The organism is Streptomyces sp. NPDC005202, assembly GCF_040608235.1.
Taxonomy (GTDB): Bacteria; Actinomycetota; Actinomycetes; order Streptomycetales; family Streptomycetaceae; genus Streptomyces.
Genome location: NZ_JBEXHW010000029.1, coordinates 15,087 through 31,189, shown reverse-complemented (window position 1 = coordinate 31,189; position 16,103 = coordinate 15,087). Strand labels below are relative to the sequence as shown.

Here is a 16,103-nt window from a genome sequence, read left to right as displayed (position 1 = left end):
GATCGCGCGACTACCTTGCCACACAACTTGCCCACTCGTCTATACGAGTAAGCGTGTTGGGGTGTACGAGTTCGAGGAAGCAGTCCCGCGCACCACCGTCGCTCACGCGATCACGTCGCCGGGAGCTGGTACGACAGGACATACGCGTCCGCCGCCATCACCGTGTCGCAGACCTCCACGGCCCGCCCCTCGGTGTCGAAGGCGGTCCGGATCAGGTGGATGACCGGCACGCCGGAGGCCAGCCGGAGCGTCTTGACCTCAGCAGGCGAGGGCATACGAGCCCGGATCTCCTCTTCGAAGTGGTCGAGCCGGTGACCCAGCTCTTCGAGACGGGCGTAGATGCCGCCGGGGCCGGGGTTGGGCTCGGCGATCGGCGTACCGCGTGCGATGTCGAGCGGCAGATACGACGTGGCGAACTCGACCGGCCGTCCGTCGAGCAGGTACCGGCGCCGACGGGCGAGTACCCGCCGGACGGAGCCGAGGCGGGCGGAGACGTCTTGGCTGGCCTTCTCCTCCTTGACCTCCAGGCTGTCGACCTGCGGGTGACTGCCGGCGGCGTTGGCCTCCACGATGAACGCGGACTTCCCCTGCTCCCTGTGTCGCCGGGCGAACCGGTCGGAGGCCAGACGCCGCACGGGCGGCCGTGGTCGCACGAACACGCCCTTGCCGTGCTCGGCGTGCACCAGGCCCTCGCCCTGGAGGATGGAGAAGGAGTTCCGGACCGTCATACGGGAAACGCCGTAGTGCTCGACAAGGTCAGCTTCGGAGGGCAGCTTGTCGCCCTCCTTGAATCGCCCGCGGTCAATGGCCTCGCGCAGCTGGTCGGCGATCTGCCTGAAGACCGCACGATCGCTCGTAGGGTCGAGATCGCCGAGGAGGCCGGAAGGGAGAGGGCTCACGAGTACTCCTTTAGGTATCTAGACGAGTGGCTGAGTCTTGTTGCTACGGTGGAGAGCCTAGCCATCCGAGAGGGCAGAGGAACGTGACCACTGACCGTCCGCACTCCGTGAGCGTTGCCGGAGTCGTCATCGACGACCAGGGCCGGGCCCTCTTGATCCAGCGCCGTGACAACGGCCACTGGGAGCCCCCGGGCGGAGTCCTCGAACGCGAGGAGACCATCCCCGAAGCTCTCCAGCGCGAAGTCCTCGAAGAGACCGGAATCAAGATCGCGCTTCCCGCGACCCTGACCGGCGTCTACAAGAACATGAAGGGCTTGATCGTCTCGCTGGTCTTCCGCTGCGAGGCCGCCGACGGCAGCCCCACCACGGGTGACGAGACCCGCGCACTGCGTTGGGTCACCCGTGAAGAGGTCACCGAGCTTGCCGACGAGGCGTACGCGATTCGCGTCCTGGACGCCATGGACGCGGCGTCTCCGCCCGCTATCCGCGCCCACGACGGCGTGAAACTCGTCTAGCCCGAACCCGCTGCACATGGCGGCCTATCAGCACGAAGGAACTTGTATGCACGAGTATACGAGTCAAATTCGGACTTGGGGACTCACTTGCCCAGGTTTTCCGGAAGAGGTCAGCCGGGCCCGCCGCTGGACGCGGGACATCCTGCGCGGCTCACCCCTGGCCGACGACGCCGAGCTGATCGTCAGCGAGCTGAGCGCGAACGCGATCCTGCACACGGCGAGCGGCCAGGCATCCGGCCGCTTCCACCTGGCGCTCGCTGTCTCACCGCAGGTGATCGCGCTGTCGGTCACGGACGACGGCGGGACGGACTCCGCCCCGAAGGTCGAGCACCCCGGGGAGGACGCCGTGCACGGCAGAGGCTTAGGGATGGTCAGCGCGATCGCACACCGGGTCGTCGTCCACGACAGCCACGGCGGCTACACGGTCACCGCGGAACTCTTCACGCAGCCCAGGCCAGGAGGACGCCCGTGCTGACGTCGACCAGGGCTGAAGAGTCGACCGCAGGCGGACAGCACGCCTCATACCGATGCTGGGCTGCCGCCTACCCCCTGCACGAGATCCGATCCATCTCACTGGGATCGCACCGCGCCGCAAGCCCCCGCCTGGCATTGCGCTGGCTCCGGGAGCGCACGAGCCACATCACGGACCAGCTCGACACCGCATACGCCAGGCCAGGCCGCCACTGGCTCAGCGACGAACCGGAGCAAGAACGAGCCCTCGCGTACCTGGCCACCGGAACGGCCTACCAGCTCACCCTGTACGACGACAGCACCCGCTACGTACTCGTGGCCAACCTCCGAGGAACGGCATCGTGAAGGGCCCCGTTCCCGGCTACTGGTGCGAATGCTGGACGGAAGATCTCAGCGACGAGCGGCCGCCGGCACTCCTGGCATCCTTCGACGCCTACTCGGCACCGCAGGGGTCTGCTGCACGATCGGGTGACATCTGAACTGGCTTGCCCTGCGGGGCGGGTGGGAAGGATGTCGCTGTGCCCAAGCCTTATCCGGAAGAGTTCCGCGAGGATGTCGTACGGGTCGCGAGGAACCGCGGCCCGGGCGTGACGGTCGAGCAGGTGGCCGCCGACTTCGGAGTACACGCGATGACGCTGTGGAAGTGGATGCGCCGCGCGGACATCGACGACGGGACAAAGCCCGGAACGTCCAGCCAGGACAACGCGGAACTACGCGAAGCACGTCGGCGGATCAAGCTGCTGGAGCAGGAGAACGAGGTCCTGCGCCGGGCCGCGGCCTACCTGTCGCAGGCGAATCTCCCGGGAAAAGGATCTACCCGCTCGTGAAAGAGCTGGCCGTGGACGGGGTGCCCGTCACGGTGACGTACGCGAAGCACGTCGGCGGATCAAGCTGCTGGAGCAGGAGAACGAGGTCCTGCGCCGGGCCGCGGCCTACCTGTCGCAGGCGAATCTCCCGGGAAAAGGATCTACCCGCTCGTGAAAGAGCTGGCCGTGGACGGGGTGCCCGTCACGGTGACGTGCCGGGTCCTGAAGCTCGCCAGACAGCCCTACTACCGCTGGCTCGACAAGCCGGTGACCGGTGCCGAGTTCGAAGAAGCCGCTCGAGCCAACGCGTTGTTCGACGCCCACCGCGAGGACCCGGAGTTCGGCTACCGCTTCCTGGCCGACGAAGCACGCGGCTTGGGGGCTGGCATGGCGGACCGGACCGCGTGGCGGATCTGCCGGGACAACCGTTGGTGGAGCGTCTTCGGGAAGAAACGCGGCCGGACCAAGAAGGCCGGTCCTCCGGTGCACGACGACCTCGTCCGCCGTGACTTCACCGCGACCGGTCCGAACCGGCTGTGGCTCACCGACATCACCGAACATCCCACAGGGGAAGGGAAGTTGTATCTCTGCGCGGTCAAGGACGTCTTCAGCAAGAGGATCGTGGGCTACTCGATCGACGCGCGGATGAAGTCCCGTCTTGCCGTCGCCGCGCTGGACAACGCCGTGGCCCGCCGTAACCACGTCGCCGGGTGCATTCTGCACAGCGATCGCGGATCGCAGTTCCGGTCCCGGAAGTTCGTCCGGGCGCTCAACGGCCACCAAATGACCGGTTCGATAGGGAGGGTCGGGGCGGCCGGCGACAACGCGGCCATGGAGTCCTTCTTCAGCCTGCTGCAGAAGAACGTCCTCGACCGCCGGCAGTGGGCCACCCGTCAGGAACTGCGGATCGCGATCGTGACCTGGATCGAGAAGACCTACCACCGACGCCGCAGACAAGCCTCGCTCGGCCGGCTGACCCCCGTCGAATTCGAGACCGTCATGACCACACCGGCCCTCCAGGCCGCGTAACCACACCTGTCACCCAACCCTGCAGCAGACCCCAGGCCGACAGATGGGTCGCGGTCGCACTCCGCACCATTTCTCCAGCACTCGACCCCCACGCCTCCGACGAGGCATGGACCTGGCTATACGAAGGCCGCATCCAGACCAGACGAGCCCTCTTGCGCGCCGAGCCCTGCACCATTTCCATCATCCAGGCCAGCACTCGGGTCACATGGGCCATCCGACCGGCGCTCTTCCTTCCTCTCGCCCACCGCGGGGGCGCCGAACTGCCAGCCTGCGCCTACGAGTTCAAGCCCCGACCAACAGACTGAGTTACAACTTTCTCTACGGGTTCAAGGCACCCGGCTGCGCTGCCGCTCCGCCGGGCGCGCTTCCCGGCTCCGCTCCGCGCTGCGCTCCTGCCTTCGGCCCGCTCCGCGCGCGCTGCGCCGACGCGCGCCCACGTGTGGATAGGACCGGAGGCCATGAGTCGAGCACCGCAGGATGCGGCCACGGTCAGAACGTGCCTCCGGCGGGGGCGCTCAGGCTCCGAGATGGATGGGGCGCCGTCTGCGAGTGCCGGCCGCGGAGTGGCGCGCGCGGGGAGCTCCCATCCCGCCTGCCATCGACCCAGGCAGAGCCGAGCAGACGCGGCCCCTGGCGTCCAGGTCGTTCGTACAGTGGCGCGCTCCACCTGGACGCCAGGGACCACGCCCGCTCCACGGTGTGTGGGTCGACGGCAGACGGGATGGGAGCTGGGGAGAGTGGTTGGTTAAGGAAAGTGGCTCCAGCGAACCGCTCCGGGGTGAAGACTGACCAACAGAACCAGTCAGGGTGGGGAGGCCAGCATGCCCACGGCAACCTTTCGCATCGGCGGTACCGAGATCCTTCACGAGGACCGCAAGCGAGCGATAGCCCGCCTAGCTGGAGACCTTCAACCGCTCGGTGTCGAGTGCCACCTCAACTACAGGCCGCCGGAACCGGGACGACGTGGGGTTACCTGGTTTGAGGTCCTCTACATCTACTTGGGCACGAAAGCACTCGAAAGCCTCACGAGCTACGCATTCGATGCGCTGGCAGAGCAGACGCTGGGACGCGTGATCAACTGGGCGAAGGATCGGTTCCGGCGGGGCGAGACCACTCGGCCGCAGTCGATCACCGTCTATGGCCCGGACAACAATCCCTTGATCACCGTAAAGATCCGCAGCGCCGAGCAGATCGAGATCGAGGATCACCGTTCGGCACCATCTGACGACGAGGTTGAGCAGTGACGGCGCTCCAGGGCTGAGCTGCCGAGTTGACTGCATCATTCGACCACCGATGTACTTCCAAGCATGTCAGGAACGGATGACGGTCAGTCACTCGAAGCTCACCCCGCCGTCTCCCGGCCGGTGGTCGCGGCGCAGAACTACGTGGAGGGAAGGCTGACTCGGTACCAGAAGTGGTACGACAAGAAGGCCGTTAAGACGAAGGCGATGCATCTCCGGATGAGGACGATATCCGTCGTCGGAGGAGCCTTGGTCCCCGTGTTAGTCAACCTTGACCTGTCATTCGCGAAACTTACGGCTACGGTGTTGAGTTTGATCGTTGTCGGCTCCGTCTCCTTGGAGAGCGTGTACCGCTACCGCGAACAGTGGAAGAACTACCGGTCGACCGAACAGCTCCTTGGGCATGAACGGATCTACTTCGAAACCAAGGTGGGGCCGTACTCAGGGCTCTCGGAGAACGAAGCCTTCACGACCTTGGTCGCCCGTGTAGAGAGCGCGATCGCCAACGAGAACTCTGCGACCCTCAACGTGATGACCTTGGGCGGCCAGGTAAGCGCTGACGTTCAAACGCCGCCCGGTATCCCAGGTGCCCGGCGAGAGCTTCAGTAGACCGGGCGTGCCACTCGTGCGCCAGAACAGGCGGGGACGCACGGGGGACCGTGGTACGCATTGTGAGGACTGGCCGCAAGGCGAGGTGAGTGAGTCTGTCAAGACCCCCTCGACCTTCTGACACCAGCGTCTGACACCAACAAGGGCGAACGGGAGCGATCGACGCTGAACCTCTACGCACTGTCCGTCGAGCTACTGCACGGGATGCGCGACATCGGCGTCCACCAGTGATCGACCTGATAGGGATGAGGCCAGACCTCAAAAGTTGGGTACCGCGCGGGGCGCCACCTTCAGCCGAGGGCTGGCACTCGGCCAACTTGACTCGGTCATTGAGACACCGCCCACCTTGTGACTTCGTCTCCCACACTCGTGTGGGACTGAAAGTGCAGGTTCTCAGGTGGCGAGGATGGTGATTCCGTCGCCGAGGAGCTTGAGGCCGAGTACGAAGAAGAGGACGGCCATGACGGCGACGTTGTGCTGCCCGGCCCAGTCTCGCCAGTTGGTAAGGATGCCTTTGGCTCGGTCGCCCATGAGCAGGTAGACGGCGAGTGGTGCGAGTACGCCGAGGGAGGCGATGACGACGAAGATCGCGAGTGTGCCGATCTGCTGTGGCACGGAGATCCCGGCGGAGCTGATCGAGGCACCTGCGGCGATGGTCAGTGGCGTGTTCTTGAGGTTGGCAGCAGAGAACAGCAGCCCCAGGCCCAGGATCTTCATGGGGGTGAAGCGGTCGATCGCACCCATCCACTTCGGGAGCTGTGCCTGTGAGGGATCTTTGGGGCGACGGTGCCATTGGCGGGCGCCGAAGAGGGCGAGAAGGGCACCCAGGGCGAGTTTGAGGGCTCCGACCCAGGTGGCTGGGTGCTTGTCAGTTGAGGCGCCGCCTGAGCCACCGATGGCCAGCATGAGCGCGCCGAGCGCGGCGAGCCCCAGAACCCAGCCGAGGGCGAACAGCAGCCCGTTGAGGCGTCCCTGCGGGGTGGCCAGGATGAGGATGATCGCCACGATCGGTAGTGGGCTGACCGCGACACCGGCAGCCAGGCCCAGCACATCACCGACAGCGTGTCCCACGACTGCCTCCAGGGAGACGGACGGATGATCCGGAGCGGACTGCCCCGGGTCGGCCGGCTCGCGGCTGGCATGACTAGAGGGGGCGCGGTCCTTCTTCGCCATCGTGGGGGTACCCGAGCCCGGCGGCCATCGACCGGCGGCGAACGGGTGACCTGACCAGGCGGGATGTCCGGGGGCGGGTCTTCAGCGCGCGTGGAGTGTTGGCCTGTGCCTACGGTGGTGTGTGAGGCGGCACCCCGGCTGCCAGCGAGGTTTCGAGACGGCCGGTGCTGCCATGGCAGGCGGCTGAAGACTGACGCGGATGTTTCAGCCGCGTAGGCCCAGAAGGTCCGTACGACGAGCGCAGCATGCCTCTCCCGGCTGCTCAGAGCAGAAGTGATTTCTCATGTCGCCGCAATTCGTTGAATACACGCCGGATGTGGAAATCCTGGAGCCTGGCTTCGATGAGAGCGTAAAGACGATCGCCGCCAGGACTGAGGAGTACATCACTCAGTCGGTGAGCGCCGAAGGCATCGGTCAGGCAGTGCGGGACGCCCACGCCAAGGGCTACGGACTGGTCAGGGGCGAGGTGGAGATCCTCGGCGGGCTGCCCGCCGAGTACGCGCAGGGGATCTATGCGACGCCTGGCCGGCACGACGCTCTGGTGCGATTCTCCAACGGCTCACCCCATGCTGGCGCCGACGCCCGGCTGGGGCGCGCGACGGGCCTGGCGCTGAAGATGTTCGATGTCGACGGCCCGACCCTGCTGGAGGACGAGCCCGACAGCCGGACGTTCGACTACAACACGATCAACGCCCCGGTCTTCTTCTGCAACACCGCGCGGCACTACATCGTCATCCAGGAGTTGTTCCTCAACGCCAGGGCCTATTTCGCCGAAGGCAAGCGCGGCCGGCACCGCTTCTACCGCGAGTATTTGACCGGCAAGGGCACGCTCAACGCGGACGAATGGGCGTGGGAGGAGTTCTTGACGTTCCTCGTCGTCGCGCAGCGGCCCTTGGTCAACGTCCTGCTGGCGACCTACACCACGATGGGGGCGGTCCGGCACGGCGACCGGCGGGAGTGGTGGAGCGACAGATGGACACCTCGTCGGCGAGTGAGGTGTACAGGCCCGCGCTTGTGGCCGAGCTGCGCGCCCGCCCTTACACCTTCGACCTCCAGGTCCAGCTGTGTGCCGACCTGGAGCGCATGCCGGTGGAGGATCTCACCGTGGAGTGGCCCGAGAAGCTGTCCCCGTACGTCACGGTCGCCAAGCTCCGCTTCGCGCAGCAGGACATTTCCGGGGAGGACAACCTGCGGCGGATGGACGGGCTGTCCTTCACTCCGTGGCGGGTGACCGAGGCCCACCGGCCTTTGGGCAGCATGATGCGGGCCCGCAAGGAGGTCTACCGCGCCTCCTCCGTCCTGCGCCACCAGCTGAACCACCAAGAGCGACGCGAACCGCGCAGCGCCGATGACGTGCTGCCGCTGACGCCTGTCCCCCCACACCACTGACGGACGCGCTGCCGGGCAGACATCCACAGGAAGGCACGGTGACAGACCGCGATGGCAGAACAGGCGAGCAAGGCCGAAACGCAGGTGCTGGACCTGGACGACATCCAAGGCACCCTGCTCAGGCAGCGGCCGACTCCCTTCGCCGGGACCTTTGTCCTCCTGCGTATCGACGACGCCGCGGACGGCCGCCGGATGCTCGCGCGCCTGCTGCCCTACGTCGCTTCGGCGGCCCGCTGGTGGGACCCGCCGAGCCAGGCGTGGCTGACTGTCGCCCTCAGTCATGCCGGGTTGCGCGCCCTGGGGGTGCCTCAGGCGTCCCTGGACAGCTTCCCGGAGGCCTTCCGTGAGGGTATGGCAGCCCGCGCCGACCGGCTCGGTGACACCGGTGATAGCAGCCCCGAGCACTGGGATCCGCCGCTGGGCAGCAGCGACGTTCACCTTGCCGTTTCGGTCTTCGCCCGGGATGCCGAGGGACTGGAGTCCCTGCTGGAGACCGGGCGGGAAGCCCTGCGCGGGCTGCCGGGCGTGCAGGTGATCTACCGGCTGGACGCGGCCCAGCTGCCGACCAAGCGGACCCACCTGGGCTTCGTGGACGGCATCGGCGAACCCGACGTCGAAGGCGCGGGCGTGGCCAACATCTTCCAGGCAAAGGGCCAGGACTACGGATATATGCCCGGCTTCGGCCCCACCATCAAGGCCGGCGAGTTCGTCCTCGGCTACGAGAACCAGCTGGGTCGGCTTCCTTCGATGCCACAGCCCGACGTACTGGGCCGTAACGGTACCTACGTGGCCTTCCGCAAGATCTACCTGAAGGTCGCCGACTACCGCCGCTACCTCCACGACAACTCCTCCTCCGCGGAGGAGGGGGAACTCCTTGCGGCCAAGATGGTCGGGCGCTGGCCCAGCGGCGCACCCCTGGTCCTCGCCCCCGACCACGACGACCCGGAACTAGCCGGCGACCCCACCCGTGTCAACGACTTCGCCTACGGTGACCAGGACCCCGCCGGTCTGCGCTGCCCCGTGGGCGCGCACATCCGCCGCATGAACCCGCGTGACTCCCTCGGCGACACGCTCGTGGACGTACGCATCCACCGTGCGCTGCGTCGCGGCGCACCGTACGGCCCCATGCTTCCCGAAGGACAACTGGAGGACGACGGCGTCGATCGCGGCATCGTCTTCTTCTTCATGGGTGCGGAACTGGTACGGCAGTACGAGTTCCTCAAGGCCCAGTGGGCCAACGACGGTGACTTCGTCGGCCTCGGCACCGAAAAGGACCCGGTGGTGGGCGACAACGACGGGACCGGAACTTTCACGATCCCGCGCAAGCCCGTACGACGCCGGCTCCAGCAACTGCCCCGCTTCACTGTGACCAAGGGAGGCGAATACCTCTTCATGCCAGGCCTTCGTGCCCTGACATGGATCACTCAGCTCGACACCTGATACGGACTGCCGGCCGTCTCCCAGAAAGGCACCCGAGATGACCACCAACGTCGACAAGCCAAGCCGCCCCGGTCTGAGTTCCGGCCGGACCAACGAATTCACCCTCATCTTCGACGTGAAGCCAGGGGAGGGGCAGCAGATCCGCGAGATCTTCCAAAAGCCTGGCTTCAAGGAACGCAGCAGGGAGCTGGCGGCTCGCGTCGGCACGCTTCACGACCTGCGCTGGGTCCTCTTCGATGACGACAAACGCCTGTTGTTCGCCACGAACTTCGACGGCGACTGGGACGCCTACATCGATGACTTCGGCGCCCAGGTACCCGAGGTCTTCGACGCCATCCTGGGGCACGTCGTGGATTACCCCGGTATCAAGGACCCCAGCATCAAGGACTTCGTCGTCGCCCACCAAACCACGGCCGTCGCCTACTTCCGCTCCACCCCTGACGCCACAACCAAGGAGATCCAGAAAGCACTACGCGTACAAGAAGCCTTCCAACACCTGCTGGACGAAGCGAACTGACACGTTCAGGGCCGCAGCACAGCGTGGCTGCGAGTGCAGCGGCGCCGGAAGCACGCCGCCAGGGAAACATCACCAGTACTGGCTTGGGCATCCAGGGCCTGCCTGCAAGCAAGGGAAGCTGCTCTACAGTCGACGAGAGCTGCCGATTGAGCACCTCTGGGTCCGTGAAGTAGTCGGTCTCTGACATCCACGGCTGACATCAACGACGCCGGACTGGGGTGTACACCAGCGGCTGTGTCCGGCCGTCGCACCAGTCGACGACAGCCGCCGGAACGAGCTGGAATCGAACTCCTAAAGCGGGTGTCGCAGGTTCGAATCCTGCCGGGGGCACAGAGAAACACCTGGTCAGAGGCCCTTCCGTCCATCGGACGGGAGGGCCTTCGTACTCGCAGCACACATATGGCACACATGCGGCTGCGGGCAGAGGTGGGGAGCTGTGCGAGATGCCCGCGAACGACGAGCTGGCCCGGCGCCGGTACGAGAAGCTGGTCGAGCGGCTTGAGTCGCTGATGCGGGCCGCTCTGAAGCCCGAGTACGAGGGCTACTACGGACAGCTGATCCTCGGCGCGGACGATCTTGCGGAGATGGGCGACCTCAAGGACGTCCGGCGTGCCGCCAGGGAGGCGGGACGGCGTCTCGGCTGGAAGACGACCACGCGCCTCGTCGGTGGGAGGCTCTTCGTCCTCGACGAGCGGGAGGTGCCCGAGAGGATCGAGCGGTTGGCTGGGGATGCGGCCGCTGCTGCGATGGACCGGTTCTGGGAGGAAAGCCGCCGGCCGCGACTGACCTGCTCCCCCGTGGGACGCAAGGGGCTACGCCACCGCGTCAGTGCGGTGGGGTGGCCCCCATTTCAGTTACGGCTCCCCGGCACGGATCAGGCACACATCACGCGGCGGCTTCCTCCAGGACGGCCACCGCCTCGGCGGCCTCACGGGCGTTCCTCTCCGCCTTCTCCAGCTTGGCCTTCGCCTTGGCCAGCTGCTTGGCGCGGCGCTTGTGCATCTTCTTCGAGACCTCGTCCAGGCGGTCCGGGAAGAGGTGCCCGTACGTGTCCAGGGTCAGCGTCGCTAACTTGTGGCCCAGCATCGTCTGTACGACGTTGACGTCCGCGCCACTGGCGATGGCGAGCGAGGCTGCCGTATGGCGCAGCTTGTGCGGGGTGACCTTGAGGTCCCCCAGCCCGGCCTTCACGACCGCCGGCGCGATTTACCGGCGCCGAGCGTGACCATCTGGCCACCCCCGCCGACGTGGCCGCGTACCTCGGGGTGCCGGTGAAGACGGCAACCTGCTGCGGGACTTCGGCATCCGCCCCGCCAACTACCGGTTCGACAAAGGCAGGCAGGCCAAGGCGTACGCCCGCAACCGGTTCCTCGACGCCTGGGCCCAACACTGACCCGGTCTCGCCGAGGCGGCGCCCGAGCCCGACGCCACGCCCGCGCGCCCGACCCAGGGAAAGCCGCCGACCGCCCCGGCCGGCTCGCTGCCCATCGGCCCGCCCGGCGCCCTCGCTGGACCCAAACGCGCCCGCTAGCCCACTCCCCCTGGGATCCGTATCACTGCGTCGCGTCCGTCCCCGCGCAGGTCAGCGCGGGGACGGACGTCCTCGCCGGGACGCACTTCTCCGTACCTTCCCGGATGTCCGTACCTGTGCTGACCAGGCATGCAACGGACGCCACGGACGTGACACCGCGCCGCCCCACCCAACCGCCGGAGAAACACCCCATGCGTGAACAGCACCAAAGGCTCCCTACAACTCAGCAGCAGATACCCATCACCTCAGCCCCAGAAGGCGCAGCAAGGTATGCCGCTGGACCGTCCAAGGACGGCCCCATCGGGTACACCTCCGCCCCGGGGGTGGCGGAGGCACTCGGGCACCAGGGGGCGCCCGAGCAGGAACAGCCTGCCGACACCGCCGCCGTGCCGATCCCGCGCGCTGCCGAAGCCGCCGCCCTCTACCGTGTCGCCCGACGCCGCCGACGCGACCCTAACGGCCAGCGCAAGCAGCGCGTCGACGCCCGCTACAGCGTCGACGAAAAGGCCGACATCCTCGCCTTGGCCCGCTCGCTGAACATCGCCGGCGCCCACTACGTCGGCGCCGTCGTCATGGCCCACATCCACGGCGACCTCGCCCTGCCCGGCCAGCGCACCCAGCTCGACGACTACATCGACGAGCTGACCGCGCTGCGTGGCGAGGTCGCCAAGATCGGCCACAACGTCAACCAGATCGCCAAGAAGCTCAACTTGGGCGGCCATCCACACCCTGGGGATACCGAACTCCTGACCCAGGCCGAGTGCACCCTGACCACGGTCGCCGCCACGGTCCGCGACATCGCGTCCGCAGCCAACCAGGCCCTCGCCAAGAAGGCGGCCTGATGATCGCGAAGATCAGCGGCGGCAAAGACACCGCCGGTCTGATCCGGTACCTGTTCGACACCAAGAAGGCCAAGGACCATACCGACCCGCACCTGGTGGCCTCCTGGGACGGCTACGCCCCCGACCCCGGCCGCACCGACGACTTCGACGCCACCAAGAGGCTCCTCGTGGCCGACCTCGACCTGCACGTCAAACAGGCCCGGCGACTCGGTCGCGCGCCCGAGAAGCACACATGGCACTGCTCGGTCCGGGCCGCCAAAACCGACCGCATCCTCAGCGACGAGGACTGGGCCGACATCGCCCGCCGCATCGTGGCCGCCACCGGAATCGCTGCGAACGACGACCCGGACGGTTGCCGCTGGGTCGCCGTCCGCCACGCCCCCGACCACATCCACATCGCCGCCACCAGGGTCCGGGCGGATCTGCGCACCGCACGGCACTGGAACGACTACCTCACCGCCGACCGCGAACTCGCCGCCGTGGGTGGCGACCGCCGACTCGATCGCGTCCCAGAGGCGGCGGGGGCCGCCCTGCCGGACCTCCCAGCCGCTGTCGGTAGCGGTGAGTACGGCGAAGGAATCGGTGACGCTGTCCAGTACGAATGTGCTGAGCGGGCCGCCGTCGACCGCCATGGAGAAGAAGCGGGCGTCCGGCGCGGCCAGCTGCGCCATGAACGCCGGCCCGGCCTCGGTGAGTACCTCCGGTCCGTACGTGGCGTTCCGCGCCGTACCGTCGCCGGGTCCCGGAACCATGCCGAGGCTCTCCGGCGCCTCCTGCTGGCGGGCGATCATGAAGCTCGGATCATCCTCGCTGAACCAGCCGCTCGCGCTGTCCCCGGCGGCGATGAGTTTGACCAGGCCGAGGGAGCGCATCCAGCCGCGCAGGGTGGTGAGGATGACGCCGCCCGGCCGCACCTGCTCCAGCCAGGAGGGTGGGATGTTGCGGAAGCCGCAGGTGGCGATCAGCCGGTCGTACGGCGCACCGTCCCGGTGGCCGGCGCGGCCGTCCCCCACCAGCAGGTGAGGGCTGTAGCCGGACTCGGTGAGAGCCTCGCGGGCGCGTCGGGCCACGCCCTCGTCCGTCTCGATCGAGGCCACGTGCTCGCTGCCGAGCCGGTGGCACATCAGAGCCGTCGAGTAGCCGGTGCCCGTACCGATCTCCAGCACGGTCATGCCGTCCTGCACATCCAGGTCTTCGAGCATCCGAACCACAAGGCTGGGCAGGGTGGATGACGAGGTCGGGGTCGCGTTGCTGATCGGCTTCGGGTCGGTCCAGTCGATGTCGTGTCCGTCGAACTGGGTCATCCATGTCTCGTCGGTGTAGACGAGCCGGAGCCACTCGTCCTGGCCGATGATCTCCGGCGTCACGGGTTCCCAGGTGGTGACGCCGGGTGCGTCGCTCTCCCGGTAGAAGCGCGGGAGGAACAGGTGGCGCGGCACTGCTTCGACGGCGGCTCGCCACTGAGGCGACCGCAGCCGGCCGTCCTTCTCCAGCCGGCGGGCGAGCCGTAGCCGTAGGTCGGCTGCGGTCGTCTCGATATGAGGCTCACCAGCCATGGATACCTCCTTCCAGGAGATCGGCGAGTGCGGCGGTCATAGGCAGGCCGGTCGGAGGCTCCATCCATGCCCACTGCCCGGAAGGATTGCACTCGATGAAGACCCACTCACCGCGGTCGGTCAGGGCGAAGTCGAACGCCCCGAAGACGAGCCCGAAGTGCTTCAGGTAGGCGCGCATCGACTGTTCCACCGCGGGCGGGGCCGCAAGCGGCGTGTACATGTGAGTGCTGTAGTCCGTACGCCAGTCGAGGAGACCGGAGTCGATCCGCACCGCGAAGATCTGCTCGCCGATCACCGTGACCCGGATGTCGGCGACCTTGTCCACACGCTTCTGGAAGAGGTGCATGGTGCCGGTGAGGGAGTCGTCGATCTCGTCGGCGCTCACCTCTGTCACCGGGACGGTCTGAGCGTGGCCGTCGACCAGATAGAGCGGAACCGAGATCGGCTTGAAGATGGCCGGGCCATGCTCCTTGATGAAGGCTCGTGCGTCGTCGGGGACGTTGGTGATGAGCGTGGGCGGCACCGTGAAGTCGGCCGCCGCCGCTGCCGCGAGACCGGCGGGCTTGTACTCGGCGTCGCCGATGCGGTTGGGGTGGTTGACGTACAGGCAGCCAGGCAGAGAGGTCAGGATGCCACCGAGCCCGTAGCGGGCCTGGGCCACGGCGAACCGTTCGTCCTGCTTGTTGAGGTGGGGGAACGCGAACCCGGAGGGCCGCCGGTAGTACATGGACCGCACGGCGCCCAGGCGCAGAAGTACCTGAACCAATCCGCGACGTACGCCGGCCTCTCCCAGGACGGTCCCACGGAGATGCGTGTGTGGGTCAACCTCTCCATGCTCGCCTACCAGCGTCAGAACTGGCCCGAAGCACTCGCGGCGGCACAAGCCGCGCAAGCTTCCTACGCAGCTCGCCGGGACCCCTTCTTCGACTCGCTGGGCCGGATCCGCATCGCCCTCGCCTACGCGGCTCTCGGCGACGGACGGGCGGGCCTGCGCTCCCTCGGCTCCGCCCAAAGCACCTACACAAGGGTGGAAGAGCGCGAACGTCCGCGCTGGACGGCCTTCTACGGTCAGGCCGAACTCGATCACCTCGCCGCCATCGTGCAGTTCAACAGCGGACGCCCCGCCCACGCCGAGGCCATGGCCCACCGCGCCCTGGCCAAGATCCCGGCAGCCTTCCGGCGCAACAGGGCACTCGCCACCGCCCAACTCGCACTCGCCCAGCTCCACCAAGGCGACGCCGAACAAGCCACAGCCACCGCCACCGACGTCTTCGCGATCATGGACGGCGACCCCCTGCCCGGCCGCATGCGCACGCTCATCGGCGACTTCCACCGGGGCCTGTTCGTCCGAGCTCCCTCCACCGCCTACGCACGAGACTGGGCAGACCGCATGCGAACCGAATGGAGCCGAGCGTGACCGACCTGCGTCACTTCCAGCACGGAAACCTGCCCGAGGGCTTCCGTCAGATGCTTATCGACGTACACGCCGACGCCTACGCCGACCAGATGGACGATCCCTTCGACCAGCGCTTCGCCTGGTTCGCCGACCACTGGAGCGGCATGGAGGGCTTCTCCTGCGTGGTGGCATACGACGCAGGAAAACCGGTCGGCTTCGCCTATGGAGCCCCCCTCACCCCAGGCCGGGAATGGTGGCGCTCCACCGCGTACGAGCCGAACAACGGCTACTCCTCCACCTACGCGGTCTCCGAGGTGATGGTGCGCCCGCGCTGGCGTAAACAGGGCATCTCCGAACGCCTCCACGAAGCCCTGCTGAAGGAGCGCACCGAAGACCTCGCCGTACTCCTGGTCGACGTAACCCACCCCAAAGTCCAGGCACTCTACGAGGCATGGGGCTACGCCAAGGCCGGAGAACAACAGCCCTTCGCCGACTCACCGGTGTACGCAGTCATGGTCAAGGACCTCAGGTGATCGACGTGTGCCCCAGCCAGCGCACGCGAGACCTCGGCGTCGTCCAGCATGACGCCGGCATCCTCGCCGAACCGGCCCGTGCCTTCGACCTGCCGACCAAGCCGAACACGCGTGGAAAATGGGGTCTCGCCCCGCCTCAAACGCGTAGGGGCAGAC

15 protein-coding genes and 6 pseudogenes are annotated in these 16,103 nt (G+C 67.2%); 16 read left to right on the top strand and 5 right to left on the bottom strand.

Features of this window, described 5'->3' with window-relative positions:
* Positions 1 to 110 precede the first annotated feature (110 nt).
* Positions 111 to 899, bottom strand: coding sequence for a GntR family transcriptional regulator (locus tag ABZV31_RS29860; RefSeq protein ID WP_355899866.1), 789 nt, complete (start codon positions 897 to 899; stop codon positions 111 to 113).
* A 107-nt stretch (positions 900 to 1,006) separates the two neighbouring features.
* On the opposite strand from ABZV31_RS29860, the gene ABZV31_RS29855 reads away from it, so the two are divergent.
* The 8 genes and pseudogenes from ABZV31_RS29855 (at position 1,007) to ABZV31_RS29820 (ending at position 5,570) form a co-directional block, all read left to right on the top strand.
* Entirely contained in the window at positions 1,007 to 1,414 is a 408-nt protein-coding gene (locus ABZV31_RS29855) for an NUDIX hydrolase (protein ID WP_355899865.1), read from the top strand.
* Positions 1,415 to 1,460: 46 nt separating this feature from the next.
* Complete coding sequence (locus ABZV31_RS29850; protein ID WP_355899863.1) at positions 1,461 to 1,889, top strand: ATP-binding protein; 429 nt, start codon at positions 1,461 to 1,463, stop codon at positions 1,887 to 1,889.
* Positions 1,890 to 2,023: 134 nt separating this feature from the next.
* Complete coding sequence (locus tag ABZV31_RS29845; protein WP_355899862.1) at positions 2,024 to 2,230, top strand: hypothetical protein; 207 nt, start codon at positions 2,024 to 2,026, stop codon at positions 2,228 to 2,230.
* 173 nt (positions 2,231 to 2,403) lie between these two features.
* Positions 2,404 to 2,712: a transposase gene (locus ABZV31_RS29840; protein WP_355899860.1), complete on the top strand. Its 309-nt coding sequence runs from the start codon at positions 2,404 to 2,406 to the stop codon at positions 2,710 to 2,712.
* Positions 2,713 to 2,764: 52 nt separating this feature from the next.
* Positions 2,765 to 3,720: pseudogene (locus tag ABZV31_RS29835) on the top strand (IS3 family transposase); the annotation flags it as partial.
* 29 nt (positions 3,721 to 3,749) lie between these two features.
* Positions 3,750 to 4,025: pseudogene (locus ABZV31_RS29830) on the top strand (hypothetical protein); the annotation flags it as partial.
* A 516-nt stretch (positions 4,026 to 4,541) separates the two neighbouring features.
* On the top strand, positions 4,542 to 4,964 hold the full coding sequence (locus tag ABZV31_RS29825; RefSeq protein ID WP_355899858.1) for a hypothetical protein: 423 nt from the start codon (positions 4,542 to 4,544) through the stop codon (positions 4,962 to 4,964).
* Between the two features lie 63 nt (positions 4,965 to 5,027).
* Positions 5,028 to 5,570: a DUF4231 domain-containing protein gene (locus ABZV31_RS29820; protein ID WP_355899857.1), complete on the top strand. Its 543-nt coding sequence runs from the start codon at positions 5,028 to 5,030 to the stop codon at positions 5,568 to 5,570.
* 393 nt (positions 5,571 to 5,963) lie between these two features.
* On the opposite strand, the gene ABZV31_RS29815 is transcribed toward ABZV31_RS29820, so the two are convergent.
* The gene (locus tag ABZV31_RS29815; RefSeq protein WP_355899855.1) at positions 5,964 to 6,641 is read right to left on the bottom strand and encodes a GAP family protein; all 678 of its coding nucleotides are present in this window, start codon (positions 6,639 to 6,641) and stop codon (positions 5,964 to 5,966) included.
* Positions 6,642 to 7,715: 1,074 nt separating this feature from the next.
* On the opposite strand from ABZV31_RS29815, the gene ABZV31_RS29810 reads away from it, so the two are divergent.
* From ABZV31_RS29810 to ABZV31_RS29800, 3 genes are read left to right on the top strand one after another with little or no spacing between them, the layout of a single operon-like run.
* Positions 7,716 to 8,132, top strand: a complete 417-nt coding sequence (locus ABZV31_RS29810) for a hypothetical protein (RefSeq protein WP_355899853.1) — start codon at positions 7,716 to 7,718, stop codon at positions 8,130 to 8,132.
* A 51-nt stretch (positions 8,133 to 8,183) separates the two neighbouring features.
* Complete coding sequence (locus ABZV31_RS29805) at positions 8,184 to 9,572, top strand: Dyp-type peroxidase (protein WP_355899852.1); 1,389 nt, start codon at positions 8,184 to 8,186, stop codon at positions 9,570 to 9,572.
* Positions 9,573 to 9,609: 37 nt separating this feature from the next.
* Positions 9,610 to 10,089: a hypothetical protein gene (locus tag ABZV31_RS29800; protein WP_355899850.1), complete on the top strand. Its 480-nt coding sequence runs from the start codon at positions 9,610 to 9,612 to the stop codon at positions 10,087 to 10,089.
* Positions 10,090 to 10,974: 885 nt separating this feature from the next.
* On the opposite strand, the pseudogene ABZV31_RS29795 reads toward ABZV31_RS29800, so the two are convergent.
* Positions 10,975 to 11,307 (bottom strand): annotated as a pseudogene (locus tag ABZV31_RS29795) (tyrosine-type recombinase/integrase); the annotation flags it as partial.
* A gap of 64 nt (positions 11,308 to 11,371) precedes the next feature.
* Between ABZV31_RS29795 and ABZV31_RS29790 the strand changes: the two are divergent.
* From ABZV31_RS29790 to ABZV31_RS29780, 3 genes and pseudogenes are all read left to right on the top strand, one after another.
* Positions 11,372 to 11,620: pseudogene (locus tag ABZV31_RS29790) on the top strand (DUF3631 domain-containing protein); the annotation flags it as partial.
* 191 nt (positions 11,621 to 11,811) lie between these two features.
* Positions 11,812 to 12,462 carry a plasmid mobilization relaxosome protein MobC gene (gene mobC, locus ABZV31_RS29785; protein ID WP_355899958.1) on the top strand — a complete coding sequence of 217 codons (651 nt, stop codon included), beginning with the start codon at positions 11,812 to 11,814 and terminating at the stop codon, positions 12,460 to 12,462.
* Positions 12,462 to 12,944 (top strand): annotated as a pseudogene (locus ABZV31_RS29780) (mobilization protein); the annotation flags it as partial. The gene mobC and the pseudogene ABZV31_RS29780, both read left to right, overlap by 1 nt.
* A 12-nt stretch (positions 12,945 to 12,956) precedes the next feature.
* On the opposite strand, the pseudogene tgmC reads toward ABZV31_RS29780, so the two are convergent.
* Positions 12,957 to 14,018 (bottom strand): annotated as a pseudogene (tgmC, locus tag ABZV31_RS29775) (ATP-grasp peptide maturase system methyltransferase); the annotation flags it as partial.
* The gene (locus tag ABZV31_RS29770) at positions 14,008 to 14,745 is read right to left on the bottom strand and encodes an ATP-grasp ribosomal peptide maturase (protein WP_355899956.1); all 738 of its coding nucleotides are present in this window, start codon (positions 14,743 to 14,745) and stop codon (positions 14,008 to 14,010) included. The pseudogene tgmC and the gene ABZV31_RS29770, both read right to left, overlap by 11 nt.
* Positions 14,746 to 14,826: 81 nt before the next feature.
* On the opposite strand from ABZV31_RS29770, the gene ABZV31_RS29765 reads away from it, so the two are divergent.
* Positions 14,827 to 15,435, top strand: a complete 609-nt coding sequence (locus ABZV31_RS29765; protein ID WP_355899848.1) for a hypothetical protein — start codon at positions 14,827 to 14,829, stop codon at positions 15,433 to 15,435.
* Positions 15,420 to 15,947 carry a GNAT family N-acetyltransferase gene (locus ABZV31_RS29760; RefSeq protein ID WP_355899847.1) on the top strand — a complete coding sequence of 176 codons (528 nt, stop codon included), beginning with the start codon at positions 15,420 to 15,422 and terminating at the stop codon, positions 15,945 to 15,947. The genes ABZV31_RS29765 and ABZV31_RS29760 overlap by 16 nt, the downstream gene beginning before the upstream one ends.
* The last annotated feature ends 156 nt before the right edge of the window (positions 15,948 to 16,103 follow it).